Origin of the sequence: Pseudomonas oryzae (assembly GCF_900104805.1) — a bacterium.
Lineage (GTDB): Bacteria > Pseudomonadota > Gammaproteobacteria > Pseudomonadales > Pseudomonadaceae > Geopseudomonas > Geopseudomonas oryzae.
Genome location: NZ_LT629751.1, coordinates 3,705,255 through 3,725,164, shown reverse-complemented (window position 1 = coordinate 3,725,164; position 19,910 = coordinate 3,705,255). Strand labels below are relative to the sequence as shown.

The following is a 19,910-nucleotide window of genomic DNA, read 5'->3' as shown; positions in this document are numbered from 1 at the left end:
TACCGCAGTGGGTGGCCAGTCGCGGCCGCCATCACCGGCTGTGCAGCAATCCCGGGGGAGATACTGCCATGGCTTTCTCAGCACGACCGGGCTTCCGCCTGGCACTGGCCGCCACCCTGCTGGCGCTGCTGGTGGTGATGCTCGGTGCCTATACCCGTCTGACCCATGCCGGGCTCGGCTGCCCCGACTGGCCGGGTTGCTACGGCTTCATCGGCGTACCGCAGAGCGCCGAACAGCTCGCCCATGCCGAACGGCACTTCCCGGAGGCCCCGGTGGAAGCGGAGAAGGGCTGGAACGAGATGGTCCACCGCTACTTCGCCGGCAGCCTCGGCCTGCTGATCCTGGCCCTCGCCATCCGCGCGCTGCGCTGGCGCCAGCACGCCGGCCAGCCGCTCCGGCTGCCGCTGGCCCTGCTGGCGCTGGTGTTGCTGCAGGCGGCTTTCGGCATGTGGACGGTGACCCTCAAGCTGTGGCCGCAGGTGGTCACCGCCCACCTGCTCGGCGGCTTCGCCACCCTCGGCCTGCTGTTCCTGCTGACCCTGCGCCTGTCCGCCGCGCTGCCGCCGCTGGCCGTGCCGGCGCGGCTGCGCGCCCTCGCCGCGCTGGCGCTGCTCGCGGTGGTCGGGCAGATCGCCCTAGGCGGCTGGGTGAGCAGCAACTACGCGGCGGTGGCCTGCGTCGATCTGCCGACCTGCCATGGCCAGTGGTGGCCGGCGATGGACTTCGCCAACGGCTTCCACCTCTCCCAGCACATCGGTCCCAACTACCTCGGCGGCCAGCTCGACAGCGAAGCGCGCACTGCCATCCACATGAGCCATCGCCTCGGCGCCCTGCTGGTCAGCCTGCTGCTGCTGACCCTGGCCGGGCAGCTGTGGCGCGCCGGCCTGTCGCGTCTGGCCGGCCTGCTGCTGCTGGCGCTCGGTGTGCAGCTCGGCCTGGGGATTTCCAACGTGCTGCTGCACCTGCCGCTGGCCGTGGCGGTGGCGCATAACCTGGGCGGGGCGGCGCTGCTGCTGGTGCTGGTGCTGGTCAACTACCGCCTGCGTGCGGCGCCGCGCGCGGTGCGTCTGCCGCTGCGCGACAGCCAGGCGCTGTCCCGCCTGCGGGCCGCCGGGGAACCATGACAACAAGAGGGGAGAAGGCCATGACCACACTGGTACACGAGCGCCAGACCCAAGCCGTCTGGCACGACTATCTGGAGCTGACCAAACCCAAGGTGGTGGTGCTGATGCTGATCACCTCGCTGGTCGGCATGCTGCTGGCCAGCGACGGCTGGGTGCCGTTGTCCGTGCTGCTGGCCGGCAACCTCGGCATCGCCCTGTGCGCCGGCGCGGCGGCGGCGGTCAACCACGTGGTCGACCGCCGCATCGACGCCATCATGGCGCGCACCCGCCTGCGCCCGCTGGTGGCCGGGCGCGTCTCGCCGCGGGCGGCGCTGCTGTTCGCCGGCGCCCTGGCGCTGGCCGGCCAGCTGTTGCTGCTGGCCTTCACCAACCCGCTGACGGCCTGGCTGACCCTGGCCTCGCTGGTCGGCTACGCGGTGATCTACACCGGCTTCCTCAAGCGCGCCACACCGCAGAACATCGTCATCGGCGGCATCGCCGGGGCGGCGCCGCCGATGCTCGGCTGGACCGCGGTGACCGGCCAGCTGGACGCCGAGGCGCTGCTGCTGGTGCTGATCATCTTCGCCTGGACGCCGCCGCACTTCTGGGCGCTGGCCATCCACCGCAAGGACGACTACGCCAAGGCGGAGATCCCCATGCTGCCGGTGACCCACGGCGAGCGCTACACCAAGCTGCACATCCTGCTCTACACCCTGATCCTGTTCGCCGTCAGCCTGCTGCCCTTCGTCATCCACATGAGCGGGCCGCTGTACCTGGCCGGCGCCGTGCTGCTCGGCGCGCGCTTCCTCGACTGGGCCTGGGCGTTGTACCGTGACAGCCGACCGCAGGCCGCGCTGAACACCTTCAAGTACTCTATTACCTACCTGTTCGCCCTGTTCATCGCCCTGCTCGCCGATCACTACCTCGTCCTGAACCTGAGTCCATGACCCGCATCCACAAGACCGTCCTGTTCCTCGTCGCCGCCATCGCCCTGGTGCTCGGCCTCACCGTCAGCAAGGTGCTCAATGCGCCGCAGCAGGCCGACCCGCTGGCGCTGGCCGACGCCGGCATCATCCTCCTGCCGCAGAGCCGCGCCCTGCCGGCGCTGAGCCTGACCGACGAGAACGGCGCGGCGCAGGCGCTCGATCAGCTCAAGGGCCACTGGACCCTGCTGTTCTTCGGCTACACCTTCTGCCCGGACATCTGCCCGACCACCCTCGCCGAGCTGCGCCAGGTGCAGCAGCAGCTGCCGCCGGAGGCGCTGGCGCGCCTGCGGGTGACCATGGTCAGCATCGATCCGGCGCGCGACACCCCGGCGCAGCTCAAGCAGTACCTCGGCTATTACAAGGCCGGCTACACCGGACTGACCGGCGAGCTGGCGGACATCCAGGCGCTGGCCAGCGCGGTGAGCATTCCCTTCATCCCCGGCGACACCAGCAAGGAGCACTACACCGTCGACCACAGCGGCAACCTGGCACTGATCGGTCCGGACGGCCGCCAGCGCGGCTTCATCCGCGCCCCGCTCAACCCGGCCAAGCTGGCGGCGCAGCTGCCGCGGGTGCTCAAGCAGGAGTGACGCGGCGCCGATCCCGGCAGGGTGCGCCATGCACACCCTGCAAACGACAAGGGCCACCCCGCGGGGTGGCCCTTGTGCATTACCGACGGCGCAGGTCGCGTCAGGCGCCCTTGGCGGTTTCCTCCATGGCCTGGAGCATGGCGCGCTTGCGGTGCTCCTCGGCGCGGCGGCTGAAGTACCAGGCGCAGAAGGTGAACAGCGACACCACCAGCAGGATCAGGCTGGCCACCGCGTTGATCTCCGGCTTCACCCCCAGGCGCACCGCGGAGAAGATCTCCATCGGCAGGGTGGTGGCGCCGGGACCGGCGACGAAGCTGGCCAGCACCAGGTCGTCCAGCGACAGGGCGAAGGACATCATGGCGCCGGCCGCCAGCGACGGCGCGATCATCGGGATGGTGATCAGGAAGAACACCTTCCACGGCCGCGCGCCGAGGTCCATGGCCGCTTCCTCGATCGACAGGTCCAGCTCGCGCAGGCGCGCCGACACCACGATCGCCACGTAGGCGGTGCAGAAGGTGGTGTGGGCGATCCAGATGGTCAGCAGGCCGCGTTCGGCCGGCCAGCCGATCAGCTGGGCCATGGCCACGAACAGCAGCAGCAGCGACAGACCGGTGATCACCTCGGGCATCACCAGCGGCGCGGTGACCATGCCGCCGAACAGGGTGCGGCCGCGGAAACGCGGGATGCGGGTGAGCACGAAGGCGGCCAGCGTGCCCAGCGCGGTGGCGGCGATCGCGGTGTAGAAGGCGATCTCCAGCGAGCGGCCCACCGAGCTCATCAGCTGCGCGTTGTCGAGCAGGCCGAGATACCAGTGCAGCGACCAGCCGCCCCATACCGTCACCAGCCGCGAGGCGTTGAACGAGTAGATCACCAGGATCAGCATCGGCAGGTAGATGAACGCCATGCCGGCGATCAGCATGAAGTTGGAAAAGCTGAAGCGCTTCATAGCTTGCCCTCCAGTTCCTTCGCCTGGTTCTTGTTGAACAGGATGATCGGCACCAGCAGGATCGCCAGCATCACCACCGCCAGCGCCGCGGCCACCGGCCAGTCGCGGTTGTTGAAGAACTCCTGCCACAGCACCTTGCCGATCATCAGGGTCTCCGGACCGCCGAGCAGCTCGGGGATGACGAACTCGCCGACCACCGGGATGAACACCAGCATGCAGCCGGCGATGATGCCGTTCTTCGACAGCGGCACGGTGATCTTCCAGAAGCTGGACAGGTGCCGGCAGCCGAGGTCGGCGGCGGCCTCCAGCAGGGTGGGGTCGTGCTTGACCAGGTTGGCGTACAGCGGCAGCACCATGAACGGCAGGTAGGCGTAGACGATGCCGATGTACACCGCGAGGTCGGTGTTGAGGATCTGCAGCGGCGCGTCGATCAGGCCGAGCCCCAGCAGCACGCTGTTGAGCAGGCCGTTGTTGCTGAGGATGCCCATCCAGGCGTAGACGCGGATGAGGATCGCGGTCCAGGTCGGCATCATCACCAGCAGCAGCCAGACGGTCTGCATCTCCTTGCTGGCGCGGCTGATGGCGTAGGCCATCGGGTAGCCGATCAGCAGGCACAGCAGGGTGCTGATGGTGGCGATCTTCAGCGAGCCGAGGTAGGCGGACAGGTACAGCTCGTCCTCGCTGAGGAACACGTAGTTGCCGAGGTTGAGCAGCACGCTGAGCTGGTTGTCCGCCCAGGTGACGATCTCGGTGTACGGCGGGATGGCCACGTCGACTTCGGCGAAGCTGATCTTCACCACGATGGCGAAGGGCAGCAGGAAGAACAGCAGCAGCCAGAAGAACGGCACGCCGATGACCAGCTGCCGGCCGGAAGGCAGCAGTCGCTTGAGAGGTTTCATGATGGCCGCACCACCCTGCGGTCGACTAGTGGGGGTCTGGAAGCTAGCTTCGGAGACGGATGCATTCATGACTGCAGCACCACGCCGCTGTCGTCGACCCAGTGCAGGTAGACCTGATCGTCCCAGCTCGGGCGCTTCACGTGGCGCTCGGAGTTGGCCATGAACGCCTGCACGATCATCCCCGAAGGCAGTTCGACGTGGTACACCGAATGGCCGCCGAGGTAGGCGATGTCCTGCACCTTGCCGACCGACCAGTTGAAGTCCTCGTGCTCGACCTCCGGCTTCTGCGTGCTGAGCAGCACCTTCTCCGGACGCAGGGCGTAGGTGATGCGCTTGTCCTCGGCGCGGGTGGAGATGCCGTGGCCGACGTAGATCGGCCGCTCCAGCTGCGGGCAGGCGATCACCGCGCGATCGGGCAGGTCTTCCACCAGTTCGCCGTCGAACAGGTTGACGCTGCCGATGAACTCGCAGACCAGGCGGCTGGCCGGGGTCTCGTAGATGTCGGTCGGCGAGCCGACCTGGGCGATCCAGCCGAGGTTCATGATGGCGATGCGCTGGGCCATGGTCATCGCCTCTTCCTGGTCGTGGGTGACCATCACGCAGGTCACGCCGACCCGCTCGATGATCTCCACCAGCTCCAGCTGCATCTGCGAGCGCAGCTTCTTGTCCAGCGCGCCCATCGGCTCGTCGAGCAGCAGCAGCTTGGGGCGCTTGGCCAGCGAGCGGGCCAGGGCCACGCGCTGGCGCTGGCCGCCGGAGAGCTGGTGCGGCTTGCGCTTGGCGTACTGGGTCATGTGCACGAGCTTGAGCATCTCGGCCACCCGCGCGTCGATCTCCGCCTTGGCCAGGCCGTCCTGCTTGAGGCCGAAGGCGATGTTCTGCTCCACGCTCATGTGCGGGAACAGCGCGTAGGACTGGAACATCATGTTGATCGGCCGCTCGTAGGGCGGCAGGTCGGTGATGTCCTGGCCATCCACGTAGATGCGCCCCTCGGTGGGCCGCTCGAAACCGGCGAGCATGCGCAGCAGGGTGGATTTGCCCGAACCGGAGCCGCCCAGCAGGGCGAAGATCTCGCCCTTGTGGATGGTCAGCGAGACGTCGTCGACTGCCACCGTCTCGTCAAACTTCTTGGTCACCCTGTCGATCTTGACCAGGACTTCCTTGGCTTGCTGGACGCCGGTCAGGGCTTTCTTGTAGGCACTGGAGGTTATTGCCATTTACTGCTCCCTGATCTGGTTGTTCCGGCCGGAGGCCGGGTCGGTTTAGTGGGTATCTGTCATTGGCCGGACTTGATGCGCGTCCAGCTACGGGTCATGAGGCGCTGCACATTAGCGGGCAACTCGGCAGAAACGAAGAGGCGATCGAGAACTTCTTGCGGCGGATAGACCGAACTGTTGCCGCGCACTTCCGGATCCATCAGGGCGTCTGCCTTGGGATTGGGGTTGGCGTAGCCGACGTAGTCGCTGACGCTGGCGATCACCGCCGGCTCCAGCAGGTAATTGATGAAACGGTGCGCCTCGGCCACGTTCTTCGCGTCGGCGGGAATGGCCAGCATGTCGAACCACAGGTTGGCTCCCTCGCGGGGAATGCTGTAGGCGATTTCGACGTCCTTGCCGGCCTCCTCGGCACGGTCGGCCGCCTGCAGCACGTCGCCGGAGTAGCCGGCGGCCACGCAGATGTCGCCGTTGGCCAGGTCGGCGATGTACTTGGAGGAGTGGAAGTAGGTCACGTAGGGGCGGATGGCCAGCAGCTTCGCCTCGGCCCTGGCGTAGTCGTCGGGATTCTGGCTGTTGGGGTCGAGGCCCAGGTAGTTGAGCATGGCCGGGATCATCTCGTCGGCCGAGTCGAGGAAGGCCACCCCGCAGGCGGACAGCTTCCTGATGTTCTCCGGCTCGAACAGCACCGCCCAGGAGTCGATGCGCTCGATGCCGAGCACCGCCTTGACCTTGTCGACGTTGTAGCCGATGCCGTTGGTGCCCCACAGGTAGGGCACCGCGTACTGGTTGCCGGGATCGTTGCGCTCGAGCTGCCTGAGCAGCTGCGGGTCGAGGTTCTTCCAGTTGGGCAGCCGGCTGCGATCGAGCTTCTGGAACACCCCGGCGCGGATCTGCCGGCCGAGGAAGTGGTTGGACGGCACCACCAGGTCGTAGCCGCTGTTGCCGGCGAGCAGCTTGCCTTCCAGGGTCTCGTTGGAGTCGAACACGTCGTACTGCGGGACGATGCCGGTCTGCTCGGCGAACTCCGCGAGGGTGTCCTCGCCGATGTAGTCCGACCAGTTGTAGATGTGCAGCTGTGGCGCGGCCACCGCCGAGGTGCCGATCAGCATGCCCAGGAGCATGCCGGCCAGAGAGCAAAGCAATGGGGTCTGCATCGCGGAGTCCTCATAGTTGTTCTTGTGTGGCCAGCTGCGCAGGTGTTGCGGGTGGCAGTGGCGATGACTGCCGGGTATCGCGGAATCCTTCCGGGGATCTGGCCGCCGGGGAGCCGACCGCTGGCTGGGCCAGCGGTCGGGGTGACGCTCGGTGTTACTGGCCGGACTTGATCTTGGTCCAGCTGCGGGTCATCTCGCGCTGCACCTTGGCCGGCAGGTCGGCGATGGCGTAGAGCTTGGCCATGGTCTCGTCGCTCGGGTAGACGCCCGGGTCGGTGCGGATCTCCTCGTTCACCAGCGGGGTGGCGGCGGCGTTGCCGTTGGGGAACTGCACCTCGTTGGTGATCTCGGCCATGATCTCCGGCTTCATCAGGAAGTTGATGAAGGCATGGGCGCCGGCCGGGTTCTTGGCGTCGGCGGGGATGGCCACCATGTCGAAGAAGGTGCCGGCGCCTTCCTTCGGAATGTTGTACGCCACCTGGACCTTGCCGCCGGCCTCCTCGGCGCGCGACTTGGCCTGGTAGACGTCACCGGAGTAGCCCACGGCCACGCAGATGTTGCCGTTGGCCAGGTCGGAGATGTACTTCGAGGAGTGGAAGTAGGTCACGTAGGGGCGGATCTTGAGGAACAGCGCCTCGGCTTCCTTCAGCTGCTTGGAGTCCTGGCTGTCGGTCGGGTAGCCGAGGTAGTGCAGGGCGATCGGCAGGATCTCGGTCGGCGAGTCGAGGAAGCTGACGCCGCAGCCCTTGAGCTTCTCGATGTTCTCCGGCTTGAACAGCAGGTCCCAGGAGTTGACCGGGGCGTTGTCGCCGAGGGCGGCCTTGACCTTCTCCGGGTTGTAGCCGATGCCGATCGAACCCCACATGTAGGGGATGGCGTACTGGTTGCCCGGGTCGCTGACCGACACGGCCTTCAGCAGGCTCTGGTTGAGGTTGTCCCAGTTGGTCAGCTTGGCCTTGTCCAGCGGCTGGTAGACCTTGGCCTTGATCTGCTTGGCGAGGAAGTTGTTCGACGGCACCACGATGTCGTAGCCCGAATTGCCGGCCAGCAGCTTGGCTTCCAGGGTCTCGTTGCTGTCGTAGACGTCGTAGACGACCTTGATGCCCGATTCCTTCTCGAACTTGGCCACGGTGTCGGCGGCGATGTAGTCCGACCAGTTGTAGACGTGCAGCACCTTGTCGTCGGCCTGGGCCGCGCCGACTGCGGTGGCGGCCAGGGCGGCCGCGAGGAGGGTCTTGGCGAATGCTTTCATGAAGTTGTGCTTCCTGATGATTGCTGTTGGGTTCCTGGAGCGCCGTCGCCTTCCGCACCGCTGGCCTGGGCAACGTGCTGCCAAGTCTGGCAAGGACTGCGGCGGCGCTCAACGCCCGACTTAGCCAAGAACTTCGGCAGCGGTCGCATCCAGGCACTTTCGTGCCAGGGTGATCAGCTCGTCGATCTGTTCCGGGGTGATCACCAGCGGCGGCGAGATGATCATGGTGTCGCCCACCGCGCGCATGATCAGGCCGTTGCGGAAGCAGTGCTCGCGGCAGCGCATGCCGATGCCGCCCTCGAAACGGGCGCGGGTCTTCTTGTTCTTGACCAGCTCCAGCGCGCCGAGCATGCCCAGGCCGCGGGCTTCGCCCACCAGCGGATGGTCGGCCAGCTCCTGCCAGCGTTTCTGCAAATAGGGTGCCGTTTCCTGCTTGACCCGTTCGACGATCCGTTCCTCGCGCAGGATACGGATGTTCTCCAGGGCCACGGCGGCCGCCACCGGATGCCCGGAGTAGGTGTAGCCGTGGTAGAACTCGCCGCCCTCGGCCAGGGTCTGCGCCACCTCGTCGCGCACGATCACCCCGCCCATCGGCAGGTAGCCGCTGGTCAGGCCCTTGGCGATCGGCATCAGGTCCGGAGCGAGGTCGTAGTAGTGGCTGCCGAACCACTCGCCGGTACGGCCGAAGCCGCAGATCACCTCGTCGGCGATGAACAGGATGTCGTACTTGGCGAGGATCCTGCGCACCCGCGGCCAGTAGCTCGCGGGCGGGATGATCACCCCGCCGGCGCCCTGGATCGGCTCGGCGATGAAGGCGGCGACGTTGTCCTCGCCGACCTCGAGGATCTTCTTCTCCAGTTCGTTGGCGGCCCACTCGCCGAACTCCTCCTGGCCCATCGCGCCGCTCTCGCCGTACCAGTAGGGCTGGGCGATATGGGTGATGCCGGGGATCGGCAGGTCGCCCTGCTCGTGCATGGCCTTCATGCCGCCGAGGCTGGCGCCGGCCACGGTGGAGCCGTGATAGCCGTTGATGCGGCCGATGATCACCTTCTTCGCAGGCATCCCCTTGATCGCCCAGTAGTGGCGCACCAGGCGCAGCACGGTGTCGTTGGACTCCGAGCCCGAGCCGGTGAAGAACACGTGGTTCATGCCTTGCGGGGCGATCTCGGCGATCGCCTTGGCCAGCTCGATCGCCGGCGGGTGAGCGGTCTGGAAGAACAGGTTGTAGTAGGGCAGCTCGAGCATCTGCCGCTGGGCGGCATCGGCCAGCTCGCGACGGCCGTAGCCGACGTTGACGCACCACAGGCCGGCCATGCCGTCGAGGATCTTGTTGCCCTCGCTATCCCACAGATAGATGCCGTCGGCCTTGGTGACGATGCGGGCGCCCTTGGCCGCGAGCTGCTTGTAGTCGCTGAACGGGGCGAGCAGGTGCTCGCGGCTGAGCGCTTGCCATTGGGCGGTGGTGCGTTGCTGGGACATTCTTGGAGTTCTCCCCTGTCGGAGGCGGTGGCTGGGTGACGGTATTTACACCGAGAGCAGCAGGAATTCACGCTCCCAGGAGCTGATCACCCGCTTGAAGTTTTCGTTCTCGACCCGCTTGACCGCCACGTAGCCGCGGCAGAAGCGTCGGCCCAGATAGCGCTCGAGGGTCTTCGACTGTTCCATGGCCTCCAGCGCCGCCTCGAGATTCAGCGGCAGGCGCAGGTTGCGCCGCTGGTAGGCGCGGCCCTTGACCGGCGGCGACGGGTGCAGGCCCTCGACCATGCCGACGTAGCCGCACAGCAGGCTGGCGGCGATGGCCAGGTAGGGGTTGGCGTCGGCGCCCGGCAGGCGGTTTTCCACCCGGCGGTTCTGCGGGTTGGCGTCCGGCACGCGCAGGCCGACGGTGCGGTTCTCCTCGCCCCACTCGACGTTGACCGGCGCCGAGGTGTCGGGCAGGAAGCGGCGGAACGAGTTGACGTTGGGCGCGAACAGCGGCAGCGCCTCGGGAATCAGCTTCTGCAGGCCGGCGATGTGGTTGAGGAACAGCTCGCTCATGCTGCCGTCCTCGCTGGAGAACACGTTGCGGCCGTTGCCGTCGACCACGCTCTGGTGCACGTGCATGGCGCTGCCCGGCTCGCCGGTCATCGGCTTGGCCATGAAGGTGGCGGTGACGCCGTGCTTGAACGCCGCCTCGCGCAGGGTGCGCTTGAACACGAAGATCTGGTCGGCCAGCTGCAGGGCGTCGCCGTGGCGGAAGTTGATCTCCATCTGCGCGGTGCCTTCCTCGTGGATCAGGGTGTCCAGATCCAGGCCCTGCGCCTCGCACCAGGCGTACATGTCCTCGAACAGCGGGTCGAACTCGTTGGCGGCGTCGATCGAGAACGACTGCCGGCCGGTTTCCTGGCGCCCGGAGCGGCCCACCGGCGGCAGCAGCGGGTAGTCGGGGTCGTCGCAGCGCTGGGTCAGGTAGAACTCCATCTCCGGCGCGACTATCGGCTTCCAGCCGCGCTCGGCGTACAGCCCCAGCACGTGCTTGAGCACGTTGCGCGGCGACAGGTCGGTGGGATTGCCGACCTTGTCGTAGCTGTCGTGGATGACCATGGCGGTCGGCTCGGCCGCCCACGGCACCGGGAACACCGCGTTCTCGTCGGGGCGGCAGAACATGTCGATGTCGGCCGGGTCGAGCAGCTCGTAGTAGATCTCGTCCTCGACATAGTCGCCGGTGACGCTCTGCAGCAGCACGCTCTCGGGCAGGCGCATGCCACGCTCGGCGAGGAACTTGCTGGTCGGAGCGATCTTGCCGCGGGCGATGCCGTTGAGGTCGGTGACCAGGCACTCCACCTCGATGATCTTGCGTTCCTTGAGCCAGTTGCTCAGCCGGTCCAGCTTGGTAGCCATAACGACCTCGGTTGGGTTGCCCGTCGGTGGGTTCCTGACAGGATGGCTCAGTGCCGCGCCGCCCGCTCGCGGCAGGCGTCGCCGAAGGCGCGGAAGATCGCCAGGTAGGCCGGGTGCTCGCCGACCTTCCATTCCGGGTGCCACTGCACGCCGAGGGCGAAGCTCTTCGCCTCCGCCACGGAGAACGCCTCGATCAGGCCGTCCGGCGCCAGCCCCTCGACGCGCAGTCCCTCGCCCAGGCGCTCGACGCCCTGGCCGTGCACCGAGTTGACCTCGAACTGCGGGGCCAGGCCGAGCTGGTCGAGCAGGCCGCCGGGCTGCACCAGCAGCGGGTGGCGCAGGCCGTACTGCACCTCCAGCGGCGCCGCGTGGTCCTCGCGGTGGTCCATGAACGGCCCGGCCTCGTGCACGCGCTGATGCAGGCTGCCGCCGAAGGCCACGTTCATTTCCTGGAAGCCGCGGCAGATGCCGAGCAGCGGCACCCCGGCGGCCACCGCGGCGCGGATCAGCGGCAGGGTCAGGCCGTCGCGGGCCGGGTCGTGATGGGTGCCGGGCGCGCTGCCCGGGCCCTGGTAATGATGCGGTTCGACGTTGGACGGCGAGCCGGTGAGCAGCAGGCCGTCGAGGCGCTCGAGTAGGCTGGCCTGGTCGAGCAGCTCGGGCATGGCCGGGATCACCAGGGGCAGGCCACCGGCGGCGACGGCGATGGCGCGGACGTACTTGTCACCGACGATATGGAAGGGATGCAGGCCGATCTCTTTGCTGCAGGCGGTGACGCCGATCAGGGGCTGGCGAGACATGGAACACCGGGCATCGCAGTGATGGGGTTGATTCGAGGGTAGTCACGTTCGATTTATTTAACAATAGTTGGGTAATTGCCTGAACGCCTCCCGCAGATTGCACCAGCGCAATGAATCAGGTGTGCCCATGGAGGCCCTATATAAGGTCACCATGCCCTAACAGGGGGCGACGAGTGGGGCTGTTGACAAAGCAAAGCCATTGGGATTGACTCAGACTCGTACAGGTACCTGATTGAAATTTTTAACAATATAAAGGTGTCCCACCATGTCTCCCGCTACGAGTGCCGTTCTGCTCAACGAAGCGAACGAGTTCCTTGCGGAACATCCGGAGGTCCAGTTCGTGGACCTGCTCATTTCGGACATGAACGGAGTGGTGCGCGGCAAGCGCATCGACCGTGGCAGTCTGCTCAAGGTATACGAAAAGGGGATCAACCTTCCGGCTTCACTGTTCGCCCTCGACATCACCGGCTCGACCGTGGAAAGCACCGGTCTGGGCCTCGACATCGGCGACGCCGATCGCGTCTGCAAGCCGATTCCCGGCACCCTGAGCATGGAGCCCTGGCAGCGCCGGCCGACCGCCCAGCTGCTGATGACCATGCATGAGATGGAAGGCGAGCCGTTCTTCGCCGATCCGCGCGAGGTGCTGCGCCGGGTGGTGCAGCGTTTCACCGACATGGGCCTGACCGTGTGCGCGGCCTTCGAGCTGGAGTTCTACCTGATCGACCAGGAGAACGTGAACGGCCGGCCGCAGCCGCCGCGCTCGCCGATCTCCGGCAAGCGCCCGCAGGCGGTGCAGGTCTATTCCATCGACGATCTCGACGAGTACGCCGACTGCCTGCGCGACATCATCGACGGCGCCCACATCCAGGGCATCCCCGCCGACGCCATCGTCAAGGAGAGCGCCCCGGCGCAGTTCGAGGTCAACCTCAACCACGTCGCCGATCCGATCAAGGCCTGCGACTACGCCGTGCTGCTCAAGCGCCTGATCAAGAACACCGCCTACGACCACGAGATGGACACCACCTTCATGGCCAAGCCCTATCCGGGCCAGGCCGGCAACGGGCTGCACGTGCACATCTCGCTGCTCGACAAGGACGGCAACAACATCTTCGCCGCCGAGAATCCGCTCGACAACGACGCCCTGCGCCACGCCATCGGCGGCGTGCTGCAGACCCTGCCGGCGTCGATGGCCTTCCTCTGCCCCAACGTCAACTCCTACCGTCGCTTCGGCTCGCAGTTCTACGTGCCCAACGCGCCGTCCTGGGGCCTGGACAACCGCACCGTGGCCCTGCGCGTACCGACCGGCAACCCCGATGCGCTGCGCATCGAGCAGCGCGTGGCCGGCGCCGACGCCAACCCCTACCTGCTGATGGCCTCGCTGCTAGCCGGCGTGCACCACGGCCTGACCCACCAGATCGAGCCGGGCGAGCCGATCGAGGGCAACTCCTACGAGCAGCTCGAGCAGAGCCTGCCCAACAACCTGCGCGACGCCCTGCGCACGCTGGACGACAGCGAGGTGCTGAACCAGTACATCAGCCCGGACTACATCGACATCTTCGTCGCCTGCAAGGAAGCCGAGCTGGAAGAGTTCGAGACCACCATCTCCGACCTCGAGTACAACTGGTACCTGCATACCGTCTGATGCATGGCGAGCGCCGGCCCCGTGCCGGCGCTTTCTTGCCTGCTCGCGACGGAGCGCGACCTGCCCCTCGTCTGCCCGGCGGATTCCCGCCGGTTCCCGGTCTTGCCTCAACCCCGCTGCGCCCGAACTCGAGCGGCCGCGGCCGCGTCCTGCTGTGCCTTGACATACATGGAGAATGCCAATGCCACGCCTGTTCGCTTCACTGTTGCTGCTGCTCTGCCCGCTGCTCGTCCAGGCCGACGAGGTGATCCGCGTCTACAACTGGAACGACTACATCGCCCCCGAGGTGCTCGGCGACTTCGAGAGGGACACCGGCATTCGCGTCGAGTACCACACCTTCTCCACGGCCGAGGAGCTGAACCAGGCGCTGCGCGCTGGCGCAGCCATCGATGTCGCGGTTCCCTCGCACAACCATCTGGCGCAGCTGATCGGCGAGCGGCTGCTGCAGCCGCTGGACGCCGAGCGCCTGCCCAATCGCCGCCACCTCGATCCGCAGCTGCTGAGCAAGCTGGTGGCGGTCGACCCCGGCAATCGCTATGCCGTGCCCTACCTGTGGGGCGCGGTCGGCCTGGCGGTGAACCAGCCGCAGGCCGAGCAGGCGCTCGGCGGCCCGCTGCCGGCGAGCTGGGGCCTGCTGTTCGACCCGCAGTACAGCCAGCGCCTGCAGTCCTGCGGCCTGAGCCTGCTGGATGCGCCCGACGAGACCTTTGCCGTGCTGCTCAACTACCAGGGCCGCAGCCTCGCCCTCAGCACGGTCACCCAGGTCCGCCGCGCCGGAGAACAGCTGGCGGCGTTGCGCCCGCAGTTGCGCTACATCGACAGCCAGCGCTACATCGAGGACCTCAACGCCGGCCGGCTGTGCGTGGCGATGGCCTGGGTCGGCGACGCCCTGCGCGCCGCCAGCGCGGGCCAGCCGGTGCGTTTCCTGGTTCCGGAGGAGGGCTCGGTGCTGTTCATCGACAGTCTGGTGATCCCCGCCAGCGCCCGGAGCCCCGATCTGGCCCGGCGCTTCATCGACTACCTGCTGCAGCCGCAGGTTGCCGCGCGGATCACCAGCGCCACCCTCTACCCCAGCGGCAATGTCGCCGCCGCCGCGCTGCTCGCCCCGGAGCTGCGCAGCCAGCCCGGTTTCTACCCGGATCAGGCGACCAAGCGCCGCCTGTTCGCCATGCAGCCGGCGCCGGAGAAGGCCGCACAGGCGCTCAGGGAGGTCTGGGCGCAGCAGCGCCCCGGCGACTGACTTGCCGCTGCGGGGCGAGCTGGCTTCCAATAGCGGCTCGCTCCCGGAGATCGTCATGCCATCCGCCACCAGCACTCCCCGCAAGCCGCGTGCCAGCAGTCAGGCGCGCATCACCGCCATCCTCGCCGCCGCCCGCGCCCTGCTCGCCGAAGGCGGCCCCGCCGGGCTGTCGATCTATACCGTGGCGGAGCGCGCCGAGATGCCGCCGTCCTCGGTCTACCACTTCTTCCCCAGCGTGCCGGCGCTGCTGCAGGCGTTGACCGCCGAGGTCCACGCCGCCTTCCGCGCCTGCCTGGAAGCCCCGGTGGAGCACACCGCGCTGCGCCAGTGGCGCGACCTGTCGCGCATCGTCGAGGAGCGCATGCTGGCGGTCTACGCCGGCGACGCCGCCGCGCGCCAGCTGATCCTCGCCAGCCACGGCCTCACCGAGCTGACCCTTGCCGACCGCCAGCACGACGTGCAGCTGGGCCACGCCATGCGCGTCCTGTTCGACCGGCATTTCCAGCTGCCGCCGCTGCCCGACGACATCGAGGTGTTCAGTCTGGCCATGGAGCTGAGCGACCGCGTCTACGCCCTGTCGGTGCAGCGCCACGGCCGCATCGAGCCGCGCCTGGCCGAGGAGGGCATGCGCGTGTTCGACGCCTACCTGGGCCTCTACCTGCCGCCCTGCCTGCCGCTACGGCCGGGCTAGGTGCCAGGCCGGAGACGGGGCGCGGTCGCAACCATAAATACAGATATATATCGATTAATTTCCATTGGTATACGAGCCTAGTGCGTAATAATGCTTCCAAGTCGGATAAATATCGGATATAAATCGTTCCAGTCCTGCGCTGGAGCGCCTCCGCCTCCAGGCAGTTTCGCCACCGGGCTCTGCTATGGTCAGTAGACCCATCCGCGTCCGCTCACGAGGTGCTTCATGACTCGCAACGTCACCGTCGCCGCCACCCAGATGGCCTGCTCCTGGGATCGCCAGGCCAATATCGCCAACGCCGAGAAGCTGGTGCGCCGCGCGGCGGCGCAGGGTGCGCAGATCATCCTGCTGCAGGAACTGTTCGAGACCCCCTACTTCTGCCAGAAGCCCAACCCCGACTACCTGCAACTGGCCACCTCGGTCGACACCAACGAGGCCATCGCCCACTTCCGCAAGGTGGCCCGCGAGCTGGAGGTGGTGCTGCCGATCAGCTTCTTCGAGCGTGCCGGCCGCGCGCGCTTCAACAGCATCGCGATCATTGACGCCGACGGCAGCCTGCTCGGCGTCTACCGCAAGAGCCACATCCCCGACGGCCCCGGCTACCACGAGAAGTACTACTTCAATCCCGGCGACAGCGGCTTCAAGGTGTGGAACACCCGCTACGCGCGGATCGGCGTCGGCATCTGCTGGGACCAGTGGTTCCCCGAGTGCGCGCGGGCCATGGCGCTGATGGGCGCCGAACTGCTGTTCTACCCGACCGCCATCGGCAGCGAGCCGCACGATCCGACCATCACCTCCCGTGAGCACTGGCAGCGCGTGCAGCAGGGCCACGCCGGCGCCAACCTGATGCCGCTGATCGCCAGCAACCGCATCGGCCGCGAGGATCAGGACGACTACCACATCACCTTCTACGGCTCATCGTTCATCGCCGACCAGTTCGGCGCCAAGCTGGCCGAACTGGGCGAGCACGAGGAGGGCATCCTGGTGCAGAGCTTCGACCTCGACCGCCTCGAGCACGTGCGCAGCGCCTGGGGCGTGTTCCGCGACCGCCGGCCGAACCTGTACGGCGCGCTGGCTACCCTGGACGGCGCGCAGCGCTGCGAATGATCCCCGCGAGCGGGACGCCGGGCGTCCCGCGCCAGGTTGCCCGCGCTGCGGCGCGGGCACGCTCAACGTCAAAGGTATCCGCAATGACCACCCTCAACACCACCCCGCGCGCCGACGGTTTCCGCATGCCGGCGGAATGGGCGCCGCACGCGCAGACCTGGATGCTCTGGCCGGAGCGCCCGGACAACTGGCGCCTGGGCGGCAAGCCGGCGCAGGCGGCCTTCGCCGCGGTGGCGCGCGCCATCGCCCGCTTCGAACCGGTGAGCGTGGGCGTCAGCGCCGGCCAGTATGAGAACGCCCGCGCACGCCTGGCCCACGGCGACATCCGCGTGCTGGAGCTGAGCAGCGACGACGCCTGGGTGCGCGACACCGGGCCGACCTTCGTGGTCGATGACGCCGGCGAGGTGCGCGGCGTGGACTGGACCTTCAACGCCTGGGGCGGCTTCGACGGCGGCCTGTACGCGCCGTGGAACCGCGACGACCAGGTGGCCGGCAAGATCCTCGAGATCGAACGCTGCGCGCGCTACCGCACCGACGGCTTCGTGCTGGAAGGCGGCGCCATCCACGTCGACGGCGAGGGCACCCTGCTGACCACCGAAGAGTGCCTGCTCAACGCCAACCGCAATCCGCAGCTGACCCGCGGCGAGATCGAGGCGGTGCTGCACGCCCACCTGGCGGTGGACAAGGTGATCTGGCTGCCGCACGGCCTGTTCAACGACGAGACCGATGGCCATGTCGACAACTTCTGCTGCTTCGTGCGTCCCGGCGAGGTGCTGCTGGCCTGGACCGACGACGAGCGCGACCCCAACTGGTCGCGCTGCCGCGCCGCGCTGGCGGTGCTCGAGCAGAGCCGCGACGCCCGCGGCCGCGCGCTGACCGTGCACCGCATGCCGATTCCCGGCCCGCTGTACGCCACGGCCGAGGAGTGCGCCGGGGTCGACCTGGTGCCCGGCAGCCAGCCGCGCGATCCGGCGATCCGCCTGGCCGGCTCCTACGTCAACTTCCTGATCGTCAACGGCGGCATAGTCGCGCCGAGTTTCGACGACCCCCGCGATGCCGAGGCGCAGGCGATCCTGCAGCGCCTGTTCCCCGAGCGCGAGGTGGTGATGGTGCCGGGGCGGGAGATCCTCCTCGGCGGCGGCAACATCCACTGCATCACCCAGCAGCAGCCGGCGCCGTGCGCGCCACCGGCAAATGTAGGGTAGAAAACCCGCGCCGCGGTTTTCTACCGCCGAGTCACGCAGCGGGACTGACGGTGGAAAAGACCTGCGGTCGTTTTCCACCCTGCGGCGCCGAGCCGGCACCAACGAAAAGGGCCGGCCCCTGGTGGGGCCGGCCCTTTCGTCATCCGCCCGGCAACATCACTTGCCGTACACCACACCCGGCAGCCAGGTGATCAGCTCTGGCCAGATGTAGGCGATCGCCAGCATCAGGATCTGGATGATGATGAACGGCACCACTCCGCGGTAGATGGTGCTGGTCGGCACCGAACGCGGCGTCACCCCGCGCAGGTAGAACAGCGAGAAGCCGAACGGCGGGGTGAGGAACGAGGTCTGCAGGTTGAGGGCGATCATCACCCCCAGCCAGATCGGGTCGAGACCCATGGCCAGCAGCACCGGACCGACGATCGGCACCACCACGAAGGTGATCTCGATGAAATCGAGGATGAAGCCGAGCAGGAAGATCACCAGCATGACCACGAAGAAGGCGCCGAGCACGCCGCCGGGCAGCTGGGCGAAGGCGTCCTCGATCAGCACCTCGCCGCCGAAGCCGCGGAACACCAAGGAGAACAGCGAGGCGCCGATCAGGATCAGGAACACCATCGAGCTGATCTCGGTGGTGCCGTAGGCCACTTCCCGGAGCTGGGTGAAGCTCAGCTTGCGCTTGGCCAGCGCCAGCAGGATGGCGCCCACCGCGCCGAGCGCCGCCGCCTCGGTGGGCGTGGCGTAGCCGGCGAGGATCGAGCCGAGCACCGCGGCGATCAGCACCAGTGGCGGGATCAGCGCGGCGAACAGCTTGCCCCACTCGATCGGGCCGAGTTCCTCCTGCGGCAGCGCCGGCAGCTTCTTCGGCTGGGTGATGGCGACGAACACCAGGTAGGCGATGTACAGGCCGACCAGCAGCAGGCCGGGGATGATCGCGCCGACGAACAGGTCGCCCACCGACACCGTCTTCGGCGAGAAGATGCCCATCTTCAGCTGGGCCTGCTGGTAGGCGCTGGACATCACGTCACCGAGCAGCACGAGGATGATCGACGGCGGGATGATCTGCCCGAGGGTGCCGGTGGCGGCCAGGGTGCCGGTGGCCACCGCCGGGTCGTAGCCGCGGCGCAGCATGGTCGGCAGGGCCAGCAGGCCCATGGTCACCACGGTGGCGCCGACGATACCGGTGGAGGCGGCGAGCAGGGTGCCGACCACGCACACCGAGATCGCCAGGCCGCCGCGCAGGGTGCCGAATAGCCGCGACATCGACTCCAGCAGGTCCTCGGCCACCCGCGACTTCTCCAGCATCACGCCCATGAACACGAACAGCGGCACCGCCAGCATGGTCTGGTTGTTCATGATGCCGAACAGGCGGTTGGGCAGGGCGTGCAGGTAGCTGCCGTCGAAGGTGCCGGTGACGATGCCGATGCCGGCGAACAGCAGCGACACGCCGCCCAGGGTGATGGCCACCGGGTAGCCGGACATCAGGAACAGGCAGATGCTGACGAACAGCAGGATCGCCATCAACTCAGCCATGCTGCACCTCCGGGTAGGGCTCGCGGCCGGCCAGGCGGTAGGCGAAGACGATGACGTCGGCCAGCGCCTGCAGCACCAGGCTGACCAGCATGAGCAGGATGATGCTCTTCTGCAGGTAGACGAAGGCCAGGCCGCCGGCCTCGCTGGACACCTCGCGGGTCGACCAGGACGAGGCGACGTAGTCCCAGCTGTTCCAGGCCAGGAACAGGCACACCGGCAGCAGCAGGAACAGGTGGCCGAGCAGGTCGACCAGCGCCTGCCGCGGCTGGCTGAACTTCTGGTAGAAGATGTCCACCCGCACGTGGCCGCCGCGCTGCAGGGTCCAGGCGGCGGCACCCATGAACACCAGGGCGTGGGCGTACATCACCCCTTCCTGCAGGGCGATGGCGCCGATGCCGAAGCCGTAGCGCAGCACCACCACCACCGCAGTGCCGAGGACGAGGAACAGGGTCAGCCAGGCGCAGGCCTGGCCGAAGCGGGCGTTGAGCGCCTGGATGGCGCGCGCCAGCTTGAGCAGGGGGGGTGAGTCGGACATGGGGCGGTCCTTCTGGTTGTTAATTGGTCTGGCCGCCGATTCTCGCAACAGCGGCCGGCAAAGGGCAATCGGTGCAATAGTGACGTTTCTGCGAGTCAGTCTAGCCGCTGCGGCTATGCTGGAAACAAAA

At 67.4% G+C, this 19,910-nt stretch carries 18 protein-coding genes; 8 read left to right on the top strand and 10 right to left on the bottom strand.

Features of this window, described 5'->3' with window-relative positions; all coding sequences use genetic code 11:
• Window positions 1-68 precede the first annotated feature (68 nt).
• From BLT78_RS16905 to BLT78_RS16895, 3 genes are read left to right on the top strand one after another with little or no spacing between them, the layout of a single operon-like run.
• Window positions 69-1,124, top strand: coding sequence for a COX15/CtaA family protein (locus BLT78_RS16905; protein ID WP_090350765.1), 1,056 nt, complete (start codon window positions 69-71; stop codon window positions 1,122-1,124).
• 20 nt (window positions 1,125-1,144) lie between these two features.
• The gene (cyoE, locus tag BLT78_RS16900; protein WP_090350762.1) at window positions 1,145-2,050 is read left to right on the top strand and encodes a heme o synthase; all 906 of its coding nucleotides are present in this window, start codon (window positions 1,145-1,147) and stop codon (window positions 2,048-2,050) included.
• A complete protein-coding gene (locus BLT78_RS16895) occupies window positions 2,047-2,679 on the top strand; it encodes an SCO family protein (protein WP_090350759.1) in 633 nt (210 codons plus the stop codon). The genes cyoE and BLT78_RS16895 overlap by 4 nt, the downstream gene beginning before the upstream one ends.
• Window positions 2,680-2,779: 100 nt before the next feature.
• Here BLT78_RS16895 and BLT78_RS16890 read toward each other — a convergent pair whose 3' ends face one another.
• The 8 genes from BLT78_RS16890 to BLT78_RS16855 all read right to left on the bottom strand — a co-directional run bounded on the left by BLT78_RS16890 (window position 2,780) and on the right by BLT78_RS16855 (window position 11,827).
• On the bottom strand, window positions 2,780-3,625 hold the full coding sequence (locus BLT78_RS16890) for an ABC transporter permease subunit (RefSeq protein WP_090350757.1): 846 nt from the start codon (window positions 3,623-3,625) through the stop codon (window positions 2,780-2,782).
• Window positions 3,622-4,503 (bottom strand): ABC transporter permease subunit, encoded by an 882-nt coding sequence (locus tag BLT78_RS16885; RefSeq protein WP_172830832.1) that lies wholly within the window; start codon window positions 4,501-4,503, stop codon window positions 3,622-3,624. Before BLT78_RS16885 ends, BLT78_RS16890 begins: the two co-directional genes overlap by 4 nt.
• Window positions 4,504-4,589: 86 nt before the next feature.
• Window positions 4,590-5,741: a polyamine ABC transporter ATP-binding protein gene (potA, locus tag BLT78_RS16880; protein WP_090350753.1), complete on the bottom strand. Its 1,152-nt coding sequence runs from the start codon at window positions 5,739-5,741 to the stop codon at window positions 4,590-4,592.
• Between the two features lie 59 nt (window positions 5,742-5,800).
• Window positions 5,801-6,862, bottom strand: coding sequence for a polyamine ABC transporter substrate-binding protein (locus tag BLT78_RS16875; protein WP_090350752.1), 1,062 nt, complete (start codon window positions 6,860-6,862; stop codon window positions 5,801-5,803).
• 187 nt (window positions 6,863-7,049) lie between these two features.
• On the bottom strand, window positions 7,050-8,147 hold the full coding sequence (locus BLT78_RS16870) for a polyamine ABC transporter substrate-binding protein (RefSeq protein ID WP_090350750.1): 1,098 nt from the start codon (window positions 8,145-8,147) through the stop codon (window positions 7,050-7,052).
• A gap of 120 nt (window positions 8,148-8,267) precedes the next feature.
• Window positions 8,268-9,626, bottom strand: a complete 1,359-nt coding sequence (locus BLT78_RS16865; protein ID WP_090350748.1) for an aspartate aminotransferase family protein — start codon at window positions 9,624-9,626, stop codon at window positions 8,268-8,270.
• Window positions 9,627-9,671: 45 nt separating this feature from the next.
• Window positions 9,672-11,027, bottom strand: coding sequence for a glutamine synthetase family protein (locus BLT78_RS16860; RefSeq protein WP_090350746.1), 1,356 nt, complete (start codon window positions 11,025-11,027; stop codon window positions 9,672-9,674).
• A gap of 47 nt (window positions 11,028-11,074) precedes the next feature.
• The gene (locus BLT78_RS16855; protein WP_090350745.1) at window positions 11,075-11,827 is read right to left on the bottom strand and encodes a gamma-glutamyl-gamma-aminobutyrate hydrolase family protein; all 753 of its coding nucleotides are present in this window, start codon (window positions 11,825-11,827) and stop codon (window positions 11,075-11,077) included.
• Window positions 11,828-12,092: 265 nt separating this feature from the next.
• Between BLT78_RS16855 and BLT78_RS16850 the strand changes: the two genes are divergently transcribed.
• The 5 genes from BLT78_RS16850 (at window position 12,093) to aguA (ending at window position 17,712) form a co-directional block, all read left to right on the top strand.
• Window positions 12,093-13,469 (top strand): glutamine synthetase family protein, encoded by a 1,377-nt coding sequence (locus BLT78_RS16850; protein ID WP_090350744.1) that lies wholly within the window; start codon window positions 12,093-12,095, stop codon window positions 13,467-13,469.
• Window positions 13,470-13,650: 181 nt separating this feature from the next.
• Entirely contained in the window at window positions 13,651-14,709 is a 1,059-nt protein-coding gene (locus BLT78_RS16845; RefSeq protein ID WP_090350743.1) for an extracellular solute-binding protein, read from the top strand.
• A gap of 55 nt (window positions 14,710-14,764) precedes the next feature.
• Window positions 14,765-15,400, top strand: coding sequence for a TetR/AcrR family transcriptional regulator (locus tag BLT78_RS16840; protein ID WP_090352374.1), 636 nt, complete (start codon window positions 14,765-14,767; stop codon window positions 15,398-15,400).
• Window positions 15,401-15,625: 225 nt separating this feature from the next.
• Window positions 15,626-16,507 (top strand): N-carbamoylputrescine amidase, encoded by an 882-nt coding sequence (gene aguB / locus BLT78_RS16835; protein ID WP_090350741.1) that lies wholly within the window; start codon window positions 15,626-15,628, stop codon window positions 16,505-16,507.
• A gap of 83 nt (window positions 16,508-16,590) precedes the next feature.
• Window positions 16,591-17,712, top strand: coding sequence for an agmatine deiminase (gene aguA, locus BLT78_RS16830; protein WP_090350739.1), 1,122 nt, complete (start codon window positions 16,591-16,593; stop codon window positions 17,710-17,712).
• A gap of 156 nt (window positions 17,713-17,868) precedes the next feature.
• Here aguA and BLT78_RS16825 read toward each other — a convergent pair whose 3' ends face one another.
• Together BLT78_RS16825 and BLT78_RS16820 are read right to left on the bottom strand one after the other, a co-directional pair.
• The gene (locus BLT78_RS16825) at window positions 17,869-19,245 is read right to left on the bottom strand and encodes a TRAP transporter large permease (RefSeq protein ID WP_090350737.1); all 1,377 of its coding nucleotides are present in this window, start codon (window positions 19,243-19,245) and stop codon (window positions 17,869-17,871) included.
• Complete coding sequence (locus tag BLT78_RS16820; protein ID WP_090350735.1) at window positions 19,238-19,780, bottom strand: TRAP transporter small permease subunit; 543 nt, start codon at window positions 19,778-19,780, stop codon at window positions 19,238-19,240. Before BLT78_RS16820 ends, BLT78_RS16825 begins: the two co-directional genes overlap by 8 nt.
• Window positions 19,781-19,910 lie beyond the last annotated feature (130 nt).

What these genes read in the sequence shown, in the direction of transcription:
- BLT78_RS16905 (WP_090350765.1), top strand. Translation starts at nt 69, where the DNA reads ATGGCTTTCTCAGCACGACCGGGCTTCCGCCTGGCACTGGCCGCCACC.
- cyoE (WP_090350762.1), top strand. Translation starts at nt 1,145, where the DNA reads ATGACCACACTGGTACACGAGCGCCAGACCCAAGCCGTCTGGCACGAC.
- BLT78_RS16895 (WP_090350759.1), top strand. Translation starts at nt 2,047, where the DNA reads ATGACCCGCATCCACAAGACCGTCCTGTTCCTCGTCGCCGCCATCGCC.
- BLT78_RS16890 (WP_090350757.1), bottom strand. Translation starts at nt 3,625, where the DNA reads ATGAAGCGCTTCAGCTTTTCCAACTTCATGCTGATCGCCGGCATGGCG.
- potA (WP_090350753.1), bottom strand. Translation starts at nt 5,741, where the DNA reads ATGGCAATAACCTCCAGTGCCTACAAGAAAGCCCTGACCGGCGTCCAG.
- BLT78_RS16875 (WP_090350752.1), bottom strand. Translation starts at nt 6,862, where the DNA reads ATGCTCCTGGGCATGCTGATCGGCACCTCGGCGGTGGCCGCGCCACAG.
- BLT78_RS16870 (WP_090350750.1), bottom strand. Translation starts at nt 8,147, where the DNA reads ATGAAAGCATTCGCCAAGACCCTCCTCGCGGCCGCCCTGGCCGCCACC.
- BLT78_RS16865 (WP_090350748.1), bottom strand. Translation starts at nt 9,626, where the DNA reads ATGTCCCAGCAACGCACCACCGCCCAATGGCAAGCGCTCAGCCGCGAG.
- BLT78_RS16860 (WP_090350746.1), bottom strand. Translation starts at nt 11,027, where the DNA reads ATGGCTACCAAGCTGGACCGGCTGAGCAACTGGCTCAAGGAACGCAAG.
- BLT78_RS16855 (WP_090350745.1), bottom strand. Translation starts at nt 11,827, where the DNA reads ATGTCTCGCCAGCCCCTGATCGGCGTCACCGCCTGCAGCAAAGAGATC.
- BLT78_RS16850 (WP_090350744.1), top strand. Translation starts at nt 12,093, where the DNA reads ATGTCTCCCGCTACGAGTGCCGTTCTGCTCAACGAAGCGAACGAGTTC.
- BLT78_RS16845 (WP_090350743.1), top strand. Translation starts at nt 13,651, where the DNA reads ATGCCACGCCTGTTCGCTTCACTGTTGCTGCTGCTCTGCCCGCTGCTC.
- BLT78_RS16840 (WP_090352374.1), top strand. Translation starts at nt 14,765, where the DNA reads ATGCCATCCGCCACCAGCACTCCCCGCAAGCCGCGTGCCAGCAGTCAG.
- aguB (WP_090350741.1), top strand. Translation starts at nt 15,626, where the DNA reads ATGACTCGCAACGTCACCGTCGCCGCCACCCAGATGGCCTGCTCCTGG.
- aguA (WP_090350739.1), top strand. Translation starts at nt 16,591, where the DNA reads ATGACCACCCTCAACACCACCCCGCGCGCCGACGGTTTCCGCATGCCG.
- BLT78_RS16825 (WP_090350737.1), bottom strand. Translation starts at nt 19,245, where the DNA reads ATGGCTGAGTTGATGGCGATCCTGCTGTTCGTCAGCATCTGCCTGTTC.
- BLT78_RS16820 (WP_090350735.1), bottom strand. Translation starts at nt 19,780, where the DNA reads ATGTCCGACTCACCCCCCCTGCTCAAGCTGGCGCGCGCCATCCAGGCG.